10 protein-coding genes are annotated in these 17,296 nt (G+C 64.8%); 7 read left to right on the top strand and 3 right to left on the bottom strand.

The window, feature by feature from the left end; all coding sequences use genetic code 11:
* Window positions 1–134: 134 nt before the first annotated feature.
* From OXR08_RS00580 to OXR08_RS00570, 3 genes are all read right to left on the bottom strand, one after another.
* The gene (locus OXR08_RS00580; RefSeq protein ID WP_267347122.1) at window positions 135–3,413 is read right to left on the bottom strand and encodes an error-prone DNA polymerase; all 3,279 of its coding nucleotides are present in this window, start codon (window positions 3,411–3,413) and stop codon (window positions 135–137) included.
* Window positions 3,410–4,945 carry a DNA polymerase Y family protein gene (locus OXR08_RS00575; protein WP_267347121.1) on the bottom strand — a complete coding sequence of 512 codons (1,536 nt, stop codon included), beginning with the start codon at window positions 4,943–4,945 and terminating at the stop codon, window positions 3,410–3,412. The genes OXR08_RS00580 and OXR08_RS00575 overlap by 4 nt, the downstream gene beginning before the upstream one ends.
* Before the next feature lie 163 nt (window positions 4,946–5,108).
* Complete coding sequence (locus OXR08_RS00570) at window positions 5,109–5,870, bottom strand: protein ImuA (protein ID WP_267347120.1); 762 nt, start codon at window positions 5,868–5,870, stop codon at window positions 5,109–5,111.
* A 199-nt stretch (window positions 5,871–6,069) separates the two neighbouring features.
* Between OXR08_RS00570 and OXR08_RS00565 the strand changes: the two genes are divergently transcribed.
* From OXR08_RS00565 to OXR08_RS00535, 7 genes are all read left to right on the top strand, one after another.
* Window positions 6,070–10,314, top strand: coding sequence for a strawberry notch-like NTP hydrolase domain-containing protein (locus tag OXR08_RS00565; RefSeq protein WP_267347119.1), 4,245 nt, complete (start codon window positions 6,070–6,072; stop codon window positions 10,312–10,314).
* Between the two features lie 67 nt (window positions 10,315–10,381).
* A complete protein-coding gene (locus tag OXR08_RS00560) occupies window positions 10,382–11,404 on the top strand; it encodes a DUF6615 family protein (protein ID WP_267347118.1) in 1,023 nt (340 codons plus the stop codon).
* 132 nt (window positions 11,405–11,536) lie between these two features.
* Window positions 11,537–13,633 carry a ParB/RepB/Spo0J family partition protein gene (locus OXR08_RS00555; RefSeq protein ID WP_267347117.1) on the top strand — a complete coding sequence of 699 codons (2,097 nt, stop codon included), beginning with the start codon at window positions 11,537–11,539 and terminating at the stop codon, window positions 13,631–13,633.
* A 133-nt stretch (window positions 13,634–13,766) separates the two neighbouring features.
* Window positions 13,767–14,690, top strand: coding sequence for a zincin-like metallopeptidase domain-containing protein (locus OXR08_RS00550; RefSeq protein ID WP_267347116.1), 924 nt, complete (start codon window positions 13,767–13,769; stop codon window positions 14,688–14,690).
* Window positions 14,687–15,658: a phosphoadenosine phosphosulfate reductase family protein gene (locus tag OXR08_RS00545; protein WP_267347115.1), complete on the top strand. Its 972-nt coding sequence runs from the start codon at window positions 14,687–14,689 to the stop codon at window positions 15,656–15,658. The genes OXR08_RS00550 and OXR08_RS00545 overlap by 4 nt, the downstream gene beginning before the upstream one ends.
* Before the next feature lie 269 nt (window positions 15,659–15,927).
* A complete protein-coding gene (locus tag OXR08_RS00540; protein WP_267347114.1) occupies window positions 15,928–16,557 on the top strand; it encodes a hypothetical protein in 630 nt (209 codons plus the stop codon).
* 53 nt (window positions 16,558–16,610) lie between these two features.
* Window positions 16,611–17,255, top strand: a complete 645-nt coding sequence (locus OXR08_RS00535; protein WP_267347113.1) for an antitoxin of toxin-antitoxin stability system — start codon at window positions 16,611–16,613, stop codon at window positions 17,253–17,255.
* Window positions 17,256–17,296: the final 41 nt, after the last annotated feature.

Below are 17,296 nucleotides of genomic sequence, written 5' to 3'. Positions count from 1 at the left end.
AGGAGACACCGCAGCGCCAAACGCACCTCGATGCCATCGATCCGCGCGTCCGCGCAGCGCGCCACCCCTGCACGCAGGATATGCAACGATAGCGCGATCACTACGCGCTGATGTCGCGGGAGAGACGACATCGATCAATGAAAGTCGTGCGACTTGAAGCGCACCACATCTTCGGGATCCATGCCTTCGGCGTGCGGCGGCCAGTAGCTGTTGCGCGGCTCTGGCCGCCAACTCGCCCCCTCGGCCGCGATATCGCCCCGGTCAGGCGATCCGGGATGCTGTGCAGCGTCGCCGCGCCCAGTGCGATGCGGAAACGACATGTCACCCACCTTCGTCAGCAGATCGCCATGATCGATGATCCGGTCGCAGATGATGTGGATCACCTCTCCTTCCTTCTGCACCCGCCCCTTCAACCCCACCATCGACGCCGACATTACGGTGCGGCGCTGGGCCTCGAAGCGATCGGGCCACAAGATCCCATTTGCGATCCCGGTCTCATCCTCGATCGTGATGAACAGCACGCCCTTCGCAGAACCGGGCTTTTGGCGAACAAGGATAATGCCGGCGACTTCGACATGGCGGCCGTCCCGGATGCCGGCGAGGTCGGCACAACGTCGAACACCCCGGCGGCCAAGCTCGTCGCGCACGAACGACAGGGGGTGCGCACGGAGCGACAGCTGCAGGTTTCTATAATCCTCGATCACCTCGCGACCGTCGGTAAGTGGTCGTAGCACCACATCGGGTTCGACCCCTTCTGCGCTCGACCTGCCGACCGCACCGTCCGCAGCCGCGAACAATGGCAGTGGCGCCTCGCCCAACCCGCGCACCTTCCAGAGCCCCTGTCGGCGATCGGCGCCGAAGCCGTGGAAGGCATCGCCGTCCGCCAGCTTCTCGATCGACGCCCGCAGCGCACCCGACCGACGCCACACATCCTCCACGCTCTCGTAATCGGCTGTCGCACGTGCCCCGACGATCTTCGCGCCATCGGCATTGGACAGACCGCGGATGACCCTCAGACCAAGGCGCACGGCGAGGTAGCGCCCGCCGGTCGGTTCGAGCGTGCAGTTCCATCGGCTCTTGTTGACGCAGGGCGGACGAACCTCGACGCCATGTTCACGAGCATCGCGCACGATCTGGGCGGGCGCGTAGAAGCCCATCGGCTGTGCGTTCATCAAGCTCGCGCAAAACACGTCGGGGTGATGGTGCTTCAGCCACGAGGAGGCGTACGAGATCTTCGCGAAACTGGCGGCGTGGCTTTCAGGGAACCCGTAGGAGCCAAAGCCCTCGAGCTGCCGGAAGGTGCGCTCGGCGAATTCTCGCGGGTAGCCCCGCGTCACCATGCCCTCGACCAGCTTCTCCGAAAAATGCGAAACGCCCCCGGTAAACTTGAAGGTGGCCATCGCGCGTCGTAGCGCGTCCGCTTCGGCCGCTGTAAAGCCCGCGCCGACGATCGCGACCTTCATTGCCTGCTCTTGGAAGAGCGGCACACCGAGCGTTTTCTCGAGTACGGCACGCAGTTCGGGCCGCGGATATTCAGGCCGCTCAAGCCCCTCACGCCGGCGAAGATACGGATGGACCATGTCACCCTGGATAGGTCCTGGCCGCACAATCGCTACCTGGATGACGAGATCGTAGAAGCGCCGTGGCTTCATTCGCGGCAACATGCTCATCTGCGCGCGACTTTCGATCTGGAACGTCCCGAGCGTGTCTGCCTTCTGTATCATCGCGTAGACACCGGGGTCATCGTCCTGCAGGTCGGCCAAGCCGACCCGGACGCCCTTGTCCTCTTCCAGCATGTTGAAGGCGCGGTTCATGCAGCCGAGCATGCCCAGACCCAAAACGTCCACCTTCATGAATCGGAGGGCGTCGATGTCATCCTTGTCCCATTCGATGATCTGCCGATCGTCCATCGCGGCAGGCTCGATTGGGACAAGATCGTCGAGCCGGTCATGGGTCAGCACAAATCCGCCCGGATGCTGCGACATGTGGCGGGGTACACCGATAAGTTTGCGGGCAAGATCGAGCGTCAGACGCAGACGTCGATCGGCGCCGCCGAGGTTCAACTCCTCGACCTGCTTCTCGCCGACGCCTTCGGCCGACCAGCCCCAGACCAGCCCAGCAAGAGAGGATGTCAGGTCTTCGGGTAGGCCCATTGCCTTGCCGACGTCGCGCACGGCGCCTCGTGCCCGGTAGCGCGTCACGACAGCGGTCAGCGCTGCACGATCACGTCCATAGGTTTCATAGATCCATTGGATGATCTCCTCGCGCCGCTCATGCTCGAAGTCGACGTCGATATCGGGTGGCTCGCGCCTCTCGCCCGACACGAAGCGCTCGAACAGCAACTCGTGGCGGATGGGATCGATCGACGTGATACCGAGCACGAAACAGACGCAGGAATTGGCTGCGGAGCCGCGACCCTGGCATAGAATGCCTCGCCGTCGAGCCTCGCAAACGATCGCGTGGACGGTTAGGAAATAGGGCGCGTACCCCAGGTCGGCGATCAATCGCAGTTCATGGGCGATCTGGTCGTGATAAGCCTGCGGAACACCGCTGGCGAACATGCGCTCCGCCGCCTCGCCGGCGAGACGCTCGAGAGCCTCCTGTGCGGTCAAACCTTCGATCACGCGCTCGTGCGGATATTGATACGCCAGTTCGCCCAGATCGAAGCTGCACGCCCCCGCAATGTCGACGCTTGCCTGCAGAGCATCGGGGTAAGCGCGGAAGCGCCGGACCATCTCGTCCGGCGACTTGAGCGCACGATCCGCATTCACCTCCCGCCGATATCCGAGCTCATCCACCGTGCATTTCTCGCGGACCGCGGTGACAACGTCCTGCAGGAGGCGAGCCTCGGGCGCATGATAAAGGACGTCGCCGGTGACGACCGCGCGCACGCCGACGCCGCCCGCCTGCCGGGCGAGCGCGTCGATGCGAACCGCATCGCCTGGCCGACGACGCTGAAACAGCGCCATATAGCCGCGGCGACCATAGAGTGCCCTCAAGTCCGCGAGCGCCGCCAGGTTCTCAGCATCAGCCTCCTGCGGCAAGAGGATGGCGATAACGCCCTCTGACCACGGCGCGAGGTCGTGCCAGTGAAGCAGGCAACCGCCCTTCCCTGCTCGCCTTTTGCCAACCGTGAGCAGCCGCGTGATCCGCGACCACGCGGGACGATTGGTCGGATAGAGCAGCAAGCGTCGGCCGCACGAGGTATCCACCCGTGCGCCTGCGATCGAACGGACCCCAGTCGCCTTCTGCGCCTCCCATGCGCGCACGACCCCGCCCACCGTGCCGATGTCGCTGATCCCGAGCGCGGGATAGCCGAGCAGCGCCGCGGCCGCGAACAGCTCCTCGGGCGACGACGCACCGCGCAACAGCGAGAAGTGGGTCAGCACCTGTAGTTCGACATAAAGGGTCATCCAAAGACTCCGTGGATCCACCAGGAAAGATCGCCGGTACCGTGCTCGATGCCGTCACCACGGCGAAATACCCAGTAGCGACCGCCCTCCTCGTCCTCGACGCGATAATAGTCGCGTACCGCCCACACCTCGGCATCTCGCCGCCACCACTCGCCGTGCACGCGCTCCGGCCCGTCGCCGGCAACGATCCGGTACGCGCGACCGCGCCACTCGAAACGGCGTGGGGGCTGGTCCGGCAGCAGCGCAATTACACCACTCAGCGGTTCGGGCCGGGCGAAGAGTCGGATCGGACGTGCCCAGGCGGGCCAATTGCCGGGCGTCCCGATCGGGCTGGTGCGTGCGACGGCGCGTTCCGGCACATGGCTTTCGACCGGTACTGCGCGGAAGATGGCGCGCGGGCCGATCCGTCCTGCGATGACGTCGATCAGACGTGCCGGATCACGCACCACGCAATCGCCTGCGAGGACTGCGCCGAGACCGACCGCATCGAGCGGCTCGGTATGGGGAGCCAGCAGCAAAAATTGCTCGATGCCCATGCCAGGATCGATCCGCTCGATCCTGAGCTTCAACAGCCGCAGCAGGTGCGCCACCTCGCGCGTTGGTCGCGAGGTCCCGATTGCGACAATTTGTTCGGTGCCGTCGACCCGCAGCGCAGTCAGACGCAGCGAGCGGGCACCGAGGCCCTGCTCGCGGAGAAGATCGCCGAGATCGTCAAGCAGGTCACCCATGACCTGTTCGATCGCGTCAGCAGACCCGATCGGCTCGAGAAGCCGACGTTCCACCGAGGGGACGTCGATGTCGGCGCGAGGTGTAATCGGTTCCGCCACGGCCCCCAGCGCCTGATCAAGCCTGGTGACCGCGGGCAGGCCTAGCCGGCGGGCAAGCGGGCCTCGTGCCACCGGCAGGAGGTCTGCGATGGTTTCGAAGCCAAAGCGGCGACAGGCGCTGATCGCGCTGGGAGCGAGACGTAAGGCAACCACGGGCAACGGTGCGATCGCAGCCGCGATCGCGCCCCGCTCGACACAGATCAGCGCATTGCGGCCGTAGCGAGCGAGCGCGTGCGCAGCGCCGGCGGTATCTGCGATCGCGACCCGGGCCGTAAAGCCTGCACGTTGGCAGAAGACAAGCAGCCGTCGACCAAATTGCTCCTCACCACCATGCAGGTGGGCGCATCCACTCAGATCGATCCAGATCCCGTCCGATGGCGTCACTGCAGCGACGGGCGACCAACGTCTCACCGCGAGCACTACCAGACGATCGAGGAGCGCCAGGTCAGCCTCCGGCTCTGCCGGTCGGAAGTCGAGATCAGAGACAAGCGCGCGCGCGTGCGTGGCTGCCATTCCGGGATGCACGCCAAGCGCTCGCGCGCCTGCACACGCGGCGATCACCTCTTCGCGCCTGCCAACCTTGCCGATCAGTGCGATAGGCGCGCGATCAGGAAGCTTCGGCACCAGAACACTCTCCGGGGCCGCTGGCGACGTGGTCTTGTAGGGGTGGCTTGCTGCTTCCGAGCGTCTGCCAAGCTCGCGCATGGGTGGTTTCGCGTGAGCCGGTAACGCCGCGACCTGGTTGTCGATCGCGGCCCGGGATGATGATCCTTTCGAAGCCCAGCGTGCACCCGGCCGCCATCCGCCGCCCCGGGGTACGGAACATACCCCAGGATCGTCGTCGACGGGCAACTCGAGGACAGTCCGATCAGGCTGCCGCGGAGCGAACCGTTCCAACCGTCTCAGCCGCTCCACGGCCAATGACGGCAGGAACAGCGAGACGACCCGTCTCATCGCTACCCTCCATGATCAGGGAAAAGCCTTCACCGCCCCGCTGGCGGACGCACTCCACCGACCACCGCGGCCGCCCAACACCAGCGACGCTCAGTCGCTCGGATGGCACCGCGCCGATGCGCCAGCGGGTCCAGGCGGCCGACGGCTCGGCGACCGGCTCTTGGTCGCGTCTCCTCGCACGTCTCAGGAGCAGTACCGGTATTTCGGCCTCCGCCGCCGCGAGTTGGAACCGCCGTGTGGCAACCATTGGAACCCTGGCCGCCTCGGCGACGATCGCGCACGGTGTACCGTCGCGCACCGCATCCTCGACCACGGCCAGCAACGCCGCGTCGTCCCGTGGCTGTGCATAGATAACGCTCGCCGCCGGCAGTCCGGCCTGCTCCAGTGCGGGTGCGTAGAGGTCCGCTCGACAGCTTGCCCACAGCACGAGTCCGCCCGTCGCCGACGCTTCGCGAGCCGCAATCCCCGCTAGGAACAAGGTCGTCGCGGCATCGTCGGCCAAGGAGGTGCTGCGAGCAGTCGCCTCGTGCAACGCGCCCGCCCGTAAACCCCCTGCCCCCAGAAGGGCGTCGAGCGCTGCTACGCCAAAGGGCAGCACCCTGAATTCGGCTGCTGGCGCGACGATCTTTCGGAGCGTCGCGATGCTCGCGAGCGCGGGAGTGAGGGGAACGGACATACTGGCAAGACTCTGACTGTTCCCTTTATGTTCCGTGAAGATCGCCTTTGGGTCAAGCGAGATTCCGCTTCGTCCACAACGCATTCCGGGAGGGGAGCTTACCGGCGACGGGTCGGATCACATCAATGAAGCGGAGGAGAGGACGCCTGCGGCGCGTGATCCGGTGATGAGCATCGGATGACAGAATGGAGCTATTGCGATGCGCACTTCGGCCGCCACCACGACCCTTGCAGCCCCCGAGCTCGACTTCACCGAGCCCTCTATCACCGCAGCTCGAGCGGTAGCCGACGCGATCGCGCGAAACGGCGCACTCCAGCGCGACACGCTGCTCTGGGTCATGGAACAGGCCTATGGCGGCTCGTCGGCGGATGGCCATTGGGCGCTGCGCGATGCCTATGACATGCTCGAGCTCGCCCAGGTCCTGCACCTGGCAAAAGCCGATCTTCCCGCACAGCCCGGCGCTTGTCTCGGCGCATTGATCGAACTGGTTTCGAACTTGCCGACGCATACCGTGCGAAGCGAGGAACAGATCGAGCTGCAACAATTCTCCACTCCTGCCCCGATCGCCTATCTTGCGACTTTGGCAGCTCGGATCGCGCCCACTGACTTGGTTCTCGAACCCTCCGCAGGTACTGGCCTGCTGGCCACCTTCGCCCATCGCGCGGGCGCGCGCCTTGTCCTGAACGAGATCGATCCAACCCGTGCAGCAATGCTGGCTGCGGCTTTCCCTGGTGTCGCCGTCACCCGCCACGACGCCGAACTGATACACGACCTGCTTGCGCCGGCGATCCAGCCGACGGCCGTGCTCATCAATCCGCCCTTTTCGCGCAGCATCGGCCGCCATGCAGACCCGCTCGCCGCCTTTCGCCACCTTCGTGCCGCGCTGGCACGACTGTGTTCGGGTGGCCGGTGCGCCGCCATTCTGCCCGATCGCGTCGATACCTCAAGCCGCGCATGGGCAAAGGCGACCGAGGGTTGCAGCCTCACCCTGCACCTCGAGCTGCCCGCAAATGCCTATGCCAAGCACGGCACGGCCCAGCCTGTGAAGATCATGGTGCTGGAGAAGGGACGTGGCGGCGAAGCCCCGCTGATCCGCTGCACAACGCTTGCCGATGCCCTGGTAGCGATCGCTGCATGCACGCCAGCGCCAGCGCCAGCGCCAGCATCAGCGTCGGTCGTTCGCGCGCCCACGAGGCTCGCCCGTCGCGCGGAAACGCGCTCGCTGCTCGGCACGCTGGGAAGCAAGTCCGTTCTGAAGGCACCGGCGCCGAAACCGCTCCGCCAGGCTCATCAACCGATCGACTATACCGTGTTCGCTGAGCCTGTACCGACCGGCGAGGTCGAAGGCGTGTATCTTCCCTACAGGCCGAGCCGTGTTGCGATCCCCTGTGCCTCGGCGCATCCCACCGCCCTTGTCGAGTCCATGGCGATGGGGTCGATCACGGCACCTCGTCCAACCTATGTCCCCACCCTCTCGCAGACGGTCGTCGAGGCAAAGCTGCTCTCCGACGCACAACTCGAAACGCTGATCTACGCCGGTGATGCCTTTGAACGCGACACCGCCGGCCGTTTCAGTCCCAGCGAGGAAGGCCTTTCGGTGATCCCGGATCCGGAAGGCCGAGCGTACCGCACAGGCTTCTTCCTCGGAGACGGAACCGGTGTCGGCAAGGGGCGGCAGATCGCCAGCATCATTCTCGACCAATGGCTGCGTGGCCGTCGCAAGCATATCTGGATTTCCAAGACAGAGACGTTGCTCGAGGACGCACGCAGAGACTGGACTGCCGTCGGCGGGCTCGCCCTCGATATCCAGCACCTCAACCAATGGAAGCTCGGAACACCAATCGGCGCCGGCGAAGGCATCCTGTTCCTGACCTATGCGACGCTCCGCTCCAACCGCGGCGACAAGGGCACGCGGCTCCAGCAGATCCTCGATTGGGTCGGTGAAAACCATGAGGGCATGGTCGTGTTCGACGAGGCGCATGAAATGGCGGGCGTCGCTGGTGGCGAAGGTCGATTTGGAACCAAGGATGGTTCGGATCAGGGCATTGCCGGTGTACGGCTTCAGAACCTGTTGCCGCGTGCCCGCGTCCTGTACGTCTCAGCCACCGGCGCATCGGACGTCAACAATCTCGCTTATGCCACCCGGCTCGGCCTCTGGGGTACGGGCACCGCGTTCGCCGATCGGCGGGCGTTCGTGGAGTCGCTGCGACGTGGCGGTATCGCCGCAATGGAGCTGATCGCGCGCGATCTGAAGATGCAGGGTCTCTACGTCGCGCGTGCGCTTAGCTTCGCCGGTGTCGAGTATGACGTTCTCGAGCATCAGCTGACGACCGATCAGATCGAGGTGTATGACGCCTATGCGGACGCCTGGGCCATCATCCACGCGAACCTGCGCGCCGCGCTGGATGCGACCCGGGTTACCGACAGCTTCTCCAAAGACACCTATAACAGCGGTGCCAAGGCGGCTGCATTGTCGATCTTCGAATCCACCAAGCAGCGCTTCTTTTGCCAGCTCCTGCTAGGCATGAAGCTCCCAGCGTTGATCCCCGCGATCCGGGCGGACATCGACCGGGACGAAAGCGTCGTCGTCCAACTCGTTTCGACATCCGAAGCGATGCTGAACCGCGCGCTCGCAGCGCTCAGCGCCGAGGAACGTGCCAATCTCGACATCGAGCTATCCCCTCGCGAGTTCCTCATGTCCTACTTGATGGCAGCATTTCCCGTGCGGCAAATGAAGACCTTCGTCGATGACACGGGCAAGACGCGATCGGAACCCATGTCGCACCCCGATGGCCGTCCCGTTCTTAGCCAAGAGGCGCTCGCTATGCGCGACGACCTGGTCGAACAACTCTGCGCGCTCCCGGTCATCGGCTCCGCGCTCGATCACATCATTGGGCATTTCGGTCCTGAAGCCGTCGCCGAAGTTACCGGGCGCAGCAGGCGCATTATCATGGACGCCCATGGGCGGCAGCGGGTCGAGAGCCGATCGTCCCGCACCAACCTCGCCGAAACCGACGCGTTCATGCGCGGTCAAAAGAAGATCCTGATCTTCTCCGACGCCGGCGGCACGGGTCGCAGCTACCATGCGAGCCTCACAGCGGCCAACCGGTCGCGCCGCAACCATTATCTGCTGGAGCCCGGGTGGCGCGCTGACGCCGCTATCCAAGGCCTTGGGCGCACCCACCGCACCCATCAGGCAAGCGCGCCCTTGTTCCGTCCCGTCTCTACCGACTGTCGCGGCGAGCGTCGCTTCATCTCCACGATCGCACGACGCCTCGACAGCCTCGGCGCTCTGACGCGCGGTCAGCGGCAGACCGGCGGACAAGGCCTTTTCGATCCGCGCGACAATCTGGAAAGCGACTATGCCAAGGAGTCGCTCGAACAATGGTTCCGTCTGCTCGCCGACGGCAAGCTTCGTTCAACGACGTTCGCGGACTTCCAGCGCCTCACCGGCCTCGAACTGGAGGGAGAGGGCGGCGGGTTGAGGGAAGATCTGCCCTCGATACAGCGGTGGCTCAATCGTATCCTCGCGCTGCGCATCTCCCTCCAGAATGCCATCTTCGACGAATATCTCGGATTGATCGAGGCGCGTATCGAAACGGCCCGCGAGGCCGGCACGCTCGACATCGGTGTCGAGAGCATCAACGCCGAACGCATCACGATCCTGGACCGCACGGTCATCCGGCGCGATGCCGTCAGCGGGGCCGAGACGGAGATCCTCCGCCTCGAAACCGAGGAACGGTACAGGCCGCTCGCGCTCGAAAAGGTCCTGCAGTTGATCGGCGGGGATGCGCGCCCGATGGTGAACCGCAAGTCCGGCAAGGCGGCGATCCGGTGCAGCACATACTCGCTCACTGACGACGATGGGGAGATCGTTCGCCGCTTCGAGCTGGTCCGGCCGACCCGACGCGAGCGCATGCGACAGGACCTGCTGCTCGAGACGATGTGGGAGGATGCCAGCGAAGCGGAGTTTGCAGCCCTCTGGTCGTCCGAGGTGGACGAGATGCAGGGGAAGACCCGCACGAGCACCATCTACCTCGTCGCAGGCCTGCTGCTCCCGGTCTGGGACCGCCTCCCCGACGGCCATGTTCAGGTTTGGCGCCTGACAACGGATGATGGCCAGTCCTTCCTCGGTCGGCTCGTACCAGCCCCCATCGTTCCCAAGCTCGCGGCTGCCTTCGGCATCGCCGCTACGGTCACCGTCTCGGGCGAGGAGACGGCCAAGCACGTCCTCCAGTCGGGCGAGACGGCAAAGGTCGGTGACTATTGCCTGAAGCGGAGCTTGGTGGCCGGCCAACAGCGTCTCGAACTGATCAATTGGCCCCATCCGCGTCTCGCCGAACTCAAGGCGGCGGGATGCTTTACCGAGATCATCCAGCACAAGACCCGGCTCTTCGTGCCGGTCAGCTCGGCCACCTCCATTCTTGAAAGGATTGCCGGGTAAGGTCCGCAGTGAGAAGCCCGGCACGCCTCGTCCGTGACCGCCCGCTATCTGATATGATGGGACCCCTATGCTGTGTGACTTCGCCAATGCCTTTCCGACATTCGTGGGCAAGTTCCTCGACCACGAATGGGGCCTTCGCCGCAGACTGCGCGAGGAAACCATCACGGACATGTGGGTTGCTTCGCTTGTCGCCCTGAATGGGCTTGGCCTCCATGTTGATCTCGCGGATGAAATGGAAACTGGCGCCGATCTCGAGATCTGGTTCCTGTCCTCCAAACGAGATCGCGGTGTCGGCTTCGTCATCCAGGCCAAGAGGTCGCATTGCGGCAAGGTGCTCATGCGTCCGGCGTGCGAACTCGATTGGCGGCGACATCGTTTCGAGGAGCTCGATCATGCCGCCGGCGAGAAACGGCGCAAGGGTACTCAGGCCCGCGATCTCACCCATGCAGCAGAGCGATCCGGGCGCGACGTCTACCCGCTCTACGCCTTCTACACCCCAGGACACATCTTTCAGAAATCCGGTCGGATCAAGGGACTGATGCTCGCCGACGGGCACGATGTTCGTCGACGGATCGTCCTGGGTCGCCGTGATGCATGGCGCAGGCGTACCCAACCCGCGGGGCGTTCCAAGCCGCGCCGGGGATCTGCCGAATTCAAGGCGCTGGAGCGTCTGGACGACCTGATGTTTCCGCTTACCAGCATGTTCTGTTTTTCGTCCTGGGCCTCGATTCGCCGGGTCGCCGACCCCGATGATTTCGAACAATCCTTCATGATGTTCATGCGCGGACAGGATATCGGGGTCGCCACGGTTCCTGAGCCCGAGGAAGTTGCCGACTCCCTGGCGAAAATGATCCTGCGCGCGAGGGGAGAGCCTGGCGTCGATGGTGTTCCGCTGCCGACGGTTACCCGCCAGGTGCCGTCGGATATCCTGCGACTTGCGGCAGCCGTCGGCGAAGGTGGCGAGAGCACCCGACCGGATATCCCGGTATCCGGTCGCCGCGTCGTGTGTGTCGCGACGTCCCTCACGCCCGAAGCGCCGGCTGTCAGGAGAGAAGCGCCGGAAGCGCCGCATCCAGACTGGCGCAGGTGAGTCAGCTCTCCTCGATGGGAAGCGCACACGCGCCGCCAAGGAGAGGAGAGGAAGCCTTCGGCTTGGTGGGCCTGGGGAACAGGCTCGCGCGACCGTGGAACATGGCGCGCCCACTCCGAACGGAGAAGACCCATGATCAAGTCTGTGAAGGTCAGCAACCTCTCGCTCTCGAGCGACAATGTCCGCAAGCGTGGCCTCGAATTCGGCCTCGAAGAACTTGCCACCAGCATCGCCGCGAACGGCCTCTTGCAAAACCTGGTGGTGACCCCGCTGAAGAAGGCGGGAACCTTCACGGTGAAGGCGGGCGGCCGACGCCTGCGCGCCCTTCAGCTTCTGATCGAGCGGGGAACGCTTCCGGCCGACCACGCGGTGCCCGTGCTCGTCCTGGCGATCGATGGCGCCGCGTCGGTTGGTGCCAGCCTGGCGGAAAACCGTCAGCGCGTTCCGATGAATCCGGCCGATGACTGCCTGGCATTCAAGCATCTCATCGATCAATACGACATGACCGTCGAGGCGGTGGCGATCCAACAGGCGGTAACGACGCGCTTCGTGGAACAGCGGCTGCGGCTCGCCGACCTCGCGCCCTCGATCTTCGAAGCGCTTGGCGCTGGCGAGATCGATCTGGGCGTTGCACAAGCCTATGCCGTGACCGCTGATGTCGACCGGCAGGCGCGTGTCTTCGAGCAGATGAAGCTCTCTTACTATGGCAAGCAGCCGGATAATATTCGCCGCGCCATTCTCAACGGGACCGTCAGGGCCAACGACGCGAAGGCCCGGTTCGTCGGCCGCGAGGCCTATATCGCCGCCGGTGGTCGCATCGATGGCGACCTCTTCGCTCAAGACACCGGCGACGAGAACTGGACCGACGTAGACCTTCTCGAAGAGCTGGCCACCAAGAAGCTGGAAGCGGCCGCAACCGATCTCGCCCAAGCCGAGGGCCTCGCGTTCGTGACGCCGATCGCTGCAACGCACGTCCCCTATGACATGGAGCGGCAGCTTCATGAATTCCACGCCGCGGCCCGAATGCTGAGCGACGACGAGGCCGCCCGTGTGGAAGCGCTTGGGATCGAAAACGACGCCCTTGCCGAGGCGCTGGCGACGGAGCTGTCGGACGGCACTCCGGAAGCCGATGCGGCGAACGAGCGGCTCGACGCAATCGAGCGTGAGCTGGAGGAGATCGACGCAGCGCGCAAGGCCATCGATCCCGAAGTGAAGGCGCAGCTGGGCACCTTCGTCTACATCGGTGGTGACGGCGAACCCCGCGTCCATACGCGGCTGTTCAGCGAAAAGCCTGTGATCGATCCGAAGTCGGGGGTCACCACCGGTGACCCGGATGGCAAGGAGGACGGTGAGCCTGGGGATGTCAGGGGCGACGTCGATCCTGCTCCGCGGCTCAGCGCAACTCTGACCGAGGAACTGGCGACCCAGCGTCGACAAATCCTCGTTGCCCATGTCGCGAGTGATCCCGCGATCGCGCTGGACCTGACCATTTTCCTGATAGCGCAGAGTGTCGTCTTCGCGAGCAGCTACGTCCGCAATCATTCGACGCTGCGTTCGGAAGCGGCCCCGTTTCCGATTTTCGCGTTTTGTGACGAGGGATCGATGGCCTCCCAGGCGATCGAGGACCAGCGTCAGCATCTCGATACGAGCTGGGCCGGACATACGACCATGTCTGCTCGGTTCGATGCGTTTCGTACGCTCGCCGACGATGCCCGGGGCGCGTGGGCGGCGTTCGCGATCGCAAATACGCTCGAGGCAACGCTCAACGTGCCCGACGGCGGTCGCGCGAACGCCTTTCATGACCATCTTGGTCGTCTTCTCGAGATCCAGGTCGCCAACTGGTGGCGCCCCACTGCGGAGAACTACTTCAGCCGGGTGAAAAAGGGGGTGATGCTCGATGCCCTGGAGGAGATCGGCGGCCCGATCCTGCGTGGTCGTTACAAGGACGCCAAGAAGGGCGAACTCGCCGCGACCTGCGGCTCGCTCTGTAACGGGCAGGGCATCGTGGAGGCCGAGATCCGCGAGAAGGCGAGCGCATGGCTGCCCGAGGCGATGCGCTTCGACGCGGTGGAAAAGCCCGAACGCGTCCCGACGCGGTCCACGTTCGTCGACGATGAGACCGTCGAGGATCCGGAAACCGAAGACGATGAGGCCGGGCCCGATGCGCCTGCGGGGGGCGACGACGAGCGATCGACCGACGGTGAGGAGGATTCCAGACAGGCGGCGTAGCGCCTGACATCAAGTTCGAGGCGACTTGGGGCGGCGCTCGGCGGAGTGCCGCCCCCTTTGTCGTGACCCAGCCCGCTGCACGGCGCAATGCCGAGACGGCGCTGGTCCGCCTCATTCCGTCAGGAGAAGACCCGTGGCCACGACCGCTCCCAAACCCACCCCCGCCGACATCATCACCGATGCCATCATCGACCGCCTGGAGGCCGGGGTGCGGCCCTGGGTCAAGCCGTGGCAACCGGGCCTTGGCGGGCGACCGCTCCGCATTACGGGCGAGCCCTACCGCGGCATCAACTGCTTCTGGCTGTGGCTCGTTGCTGACTGCGCCGGCTATAACTCGCGCACCTGGATGACGTACAAGCAGGCTCAGGCGCTGGGTGGCCAGGTCCGGGCCGGTGAGCGCTCGCAAATCGCGATCTTCTACAAATCATACAGCAAGTCCGCCCCATCGACCGTCGCCGGCGCCCCTGCCGACGAGTTGCGCCGCGTGCTGCGCAGCTATGCCGTCTTCAACGCTGATCAGATCGACGGCCTCTCCGACCGCTTCCGCCCGACGCCCTTGCGCGTCGTGTCTCCGATCGACCAACTTCCCGAGCGCGCGACGCGCTTCGTCGATGCGTTGCCAGCCACTCTACATATCAGAGGCGATCGAGCCTATTACGACCGAGTTGCGGATAGCATCACCATGCCCGCTACCGAGCAATTCTCGAGCCGAGCGTACTGGGCATCCACGCTGGCGCACGAGGCGGGACATTGGACGGGACATCCCGATCGGCTTGATCGCCAGTTCGGCAAGCGGTTCGGAGACGACGCCTATGCCTTCGAAGAACTTTGCGCAGAGATGACCTCGGCGCTGCTGGGCGCAGACCTCGAGCTTCCGACTGCGCATCTCGACGACCATGCGGCCTATATCGACTCATGGCTGCGGGTCCTCAAGGCGGATAGCCGAGCGCTGATGACCGCTGCCGCAAAGGCCGAGGCCGCAGCCAGCTTCCTGCTACGCGCGACCGGGCTCGGCCCGGTTGCGGCCGTCGACGAGCCGATCCGTGAAGCCGCATGAGCGCGGGGGTCGCCTACCCCGACCTCGGCGCCTACCGGCGCTTCGTCGTGGCGTTCAGCGGCGGCAAGGACAGTCTTGCCGCCCTCCTCTACCTCCTGGAGCTGGGCGTCCCGGCGGACGCCATAGAGCTTCACCATCATGATGTTGACGGGCGCGGTTCGAGCTTCATGGATTGGCCCTGCACCGCAGGCTATGTCCGTGCGCTTGCCGCGCACATCGGCGTACCGCTCTACTTGTCATGGCGGGAGGGCGGCTTCGCACGTGAACTTGAACGATCTTCGTCACCTACGGCGCCGGTATTGTTCGAGACGCCCGGTGGCATCGGCACGGCAGGCGGCAGCGGTCCGGCGGGTACCCGCGGGCTCTTTCCCCAGACAACGGCCGATCTTCGATTGCGCTGGTGCAGCGCAGCGCTCAAGATCGATGTGCTCGCGGCCGCCATCCGCAATCAGGCCCGCTTCCACGACAGTCCAACCCTAGTTGTCACCGGCGAGCGGGCCGAGGAAAGTCCGGCGCGTGCCCGTTACGTGCCCTTTCAGCCCCATCGCACCTCGAGTCGCGTGCGCATCGTCGATCACTGGCGGCCAGTTCTCGACTGGACCGAAGAAAGGATCTGGGCAGTTATCGCTGAGAGCCTGATCCGCCCCCACCCGGCCTATGTCCTCGGGTGGGGGCGTCTATCCTGCCGTACCTGCATTTTCGGATCGGCCGACCAATGGGCGACGCTCCGGCACGTTTTTCCAGCTGCCTTCGGTCTTGTCCGTGATCGGGAGAAAGTGAGCGGCAAGACGATCCACCGCGCCCTCGACGTCTCGCGGCGGGCAGATCGTGGACGTCCCTATCCTGCCGCCCTGACTCATCCCGACGAACTCGCGCAGGCCGGAGATGAAACCTGGCATCTTCCCATCATAATGGATCCGTGGATGCTTCCGGCGGGCGCATTCGGGGACGCAGCCGGACCGACATAATAGCGCATGGCCCGCGAGCCCCCTCGGATCGATCCGATGGATAGCTCCGCTTCAACCTTCACGTGCGGAGGCGGGCCTTACAAGGAATGCTCCGCGTCGGCGCATCGATATGACCATCCCGCCTGTCGCACCGTTCGGCTAAACGGCGATGGAGCGGACCGCACCGGCACGAACCGGCGGTCCAGCTGGTCCGACCCGCTGCTGACGCAAAGAGGAGAGGAAGCCTTCGGCCTGATCGGGCGCGCGATTGCGTCCGAGGAGGCTGTATCATGCTCTACGACACAATCTACCGTCACGATCAGGCGCTTTCGCCATCGGGCCTCGAAACGCTGCCTGCAGCACTCCACGCCTTGATTTCCGCCGTCGACGATTGTCGTCGCGCCGGCAAGCCAATTGCGCTCGACCCCGCCGTGCTCCTGCTGGTTCGCAATCTGGCGACCGTCGCCGGTCGTCGCACCGCTACCGCCGATCTGCGCCTCGCCTGTATCGCCGACCGCTCATCCGTTCTTGCGTCACCGGCGCTACTGCAAATCGCTGGCCACAATGTCGATGGAGATCCCGCTGCGAAGCGCATCTTCCATCGCCAGGCTCGTCGCGCCCTCGCCGACCTTGCGACGACCATCGGGCTGGAAACTGCGGACACGCAAATCGGCAGCGCCCTCGGCGGAGACGACGAGGAGGGTACAAGCGAACTGCGCCACCCTGACATCGGCATCCGTGTCAGGCCCCGCGGCCTCCTCCCCGACAGCGAGATCAGCTTCAATCGTTGCCGACGCGGCGAGCCGGCAAGCAAGATCCATCTCGCCCCGATCTCTGAGCTGCTCGACGGACCCGCATTTTTGCGACGCCTCTCGATGACGATCGGGGTGCTCGGAACGCCACTTCGGGTCGCCGCCTGATCGACGCCTCCCCTCCCCCGCCTCGTTGTCCGCACCCCCGTCAGGAGGCCGAGATGCCTGACTTCGTCGTCACCCAAGTTTTCCGCATTGAAGAACTCGCCGCGTCCGCCCAGGCCACCGCTCGTGATTGGGCGCGCCAACACATTGTTTCCGACGACTGGTTCGATCCGGTCATCAATGACTTCGCCACGGTATGCTCGATTATCGGCGTCGATCTCGCGGCGCGGTCGGTGCGCCTGTACGGCGGGGGCACTCGCCAGGTACCCAGGATCCACTTCTCGGGATTCGCCAGCCAGGGCGATGGTGCGAGCTTCGAGGGGAATTATCGCTACGCACGTCGATCGGCGGCGAAAGTGCGCGCCCATGCACCAACCGACTTTGAACTTCACCGCATCGCCGACGCGCTTTCCGCGATCCAGCGCCGCAACATCTATCAGCTTGACGCGGCGATCCGTCAGCAAGGCCGCTATTGCCATGAATACACGATGCAGATCGCCGTCGGTCGGTGCAGTCCGACTGGGCAAGCCCCGGCTCCAGCTGCCGAGAGCGTCCTGATCGAATGCCTCCGGGACCTCGCCCGCTGGCTCTATCGTCAGCTTGAATGCGAGCATGATTACCAAACATCGGACGAACAGATCGACGCCGCGCTGGAAGCAAATGGCTGCACCTTCACCGTCACGGGAAGACCGTTCCCGTGAGGCGGGCACCCGTTATTGCAGCATGGGGCGCGGGCGTTGAT

The organism is Sphingomonas sp. GM_Shp_2 (assembly GCF_026540875.1).
Lineage (GTDB): Bacteria > Pseudomonadota > Alphaproteobacteria > Sphingomonadales > Sphingomonadaceae > Sphingomonas > Sphingomonas carotinifaciens.
The sequence above is the reverse complement of the archived record's forward strand: the minus strand, read 5'-3'. Positions and strand labels throughout refer to the sequence as shown.

Bases quoted from the DNA above. Each gene is read 5' to 3' on its own strand.
- OXR08_RS00560 (WP_267347118.1), top strand. From the start codon at position 10,382: ATGCTGTGTGACTTCGCCAATGCCTTTCCGACATTCGTGGGCAAGTTC.
- OXR08_RS00575 (WP_267347121.1), bottom strand. From the start codon at position 4,945: ATGCGCGAGCTTGGCAGACGCTCGGAAGCAGCAAGCCACCCCTACAAG.
- OXR08_RS00535 (WP_267347113.1), top strand. From the start codon at position 16,611: ATGCCTGACTTCGTCGTCACCCAAGTTTTCCGCATTGAAGAACTCGCC.
- OXR08_RS00540 (WP_267347114.1), top strand. From the start codon at position 15,928: ATGCTCTACGACACAATCTACCGTCACGATCAGGCGCTTTCGCCATCG.
- OXR08_RS00570 (WP_267347120.1), bottom strand. From the start codon at position 5,870: ATGTCCGTTCCCCTCACTCCCGCGCTCGCGAGCATCGCGACGCTCCGA.
- OXR08_RS00545 (WP_267347115.1), top strand. From the start codon at position 14,687: ATGAGCGCGGGGGTCGCCTACCCCGACCTCGGCGCCTACCGGCGCTTC.
- OXR08_RS00565 (WP_267347119.1), top strand. From the start codon at position 6,070: ATGCGCACTTCGGCCGCCACCACGACCCTTGCAGCCCCCGAGCTCGAC.
- OXR08_RS00555 (WP_267347117.1), top strand. From the start codon at position 11,537: ATGATCAAGTCTGTGAAGGTCAGCAACCTCTCGCTCTCGAGCGACAAT.
- OXR08_RS00580 (WP_267347122.1), bottom strand. From the start codon at position 3,413: ATGACCCTTTATGTCGAACTACAGGTGCTGACCCACTTCTCGCTGTTG.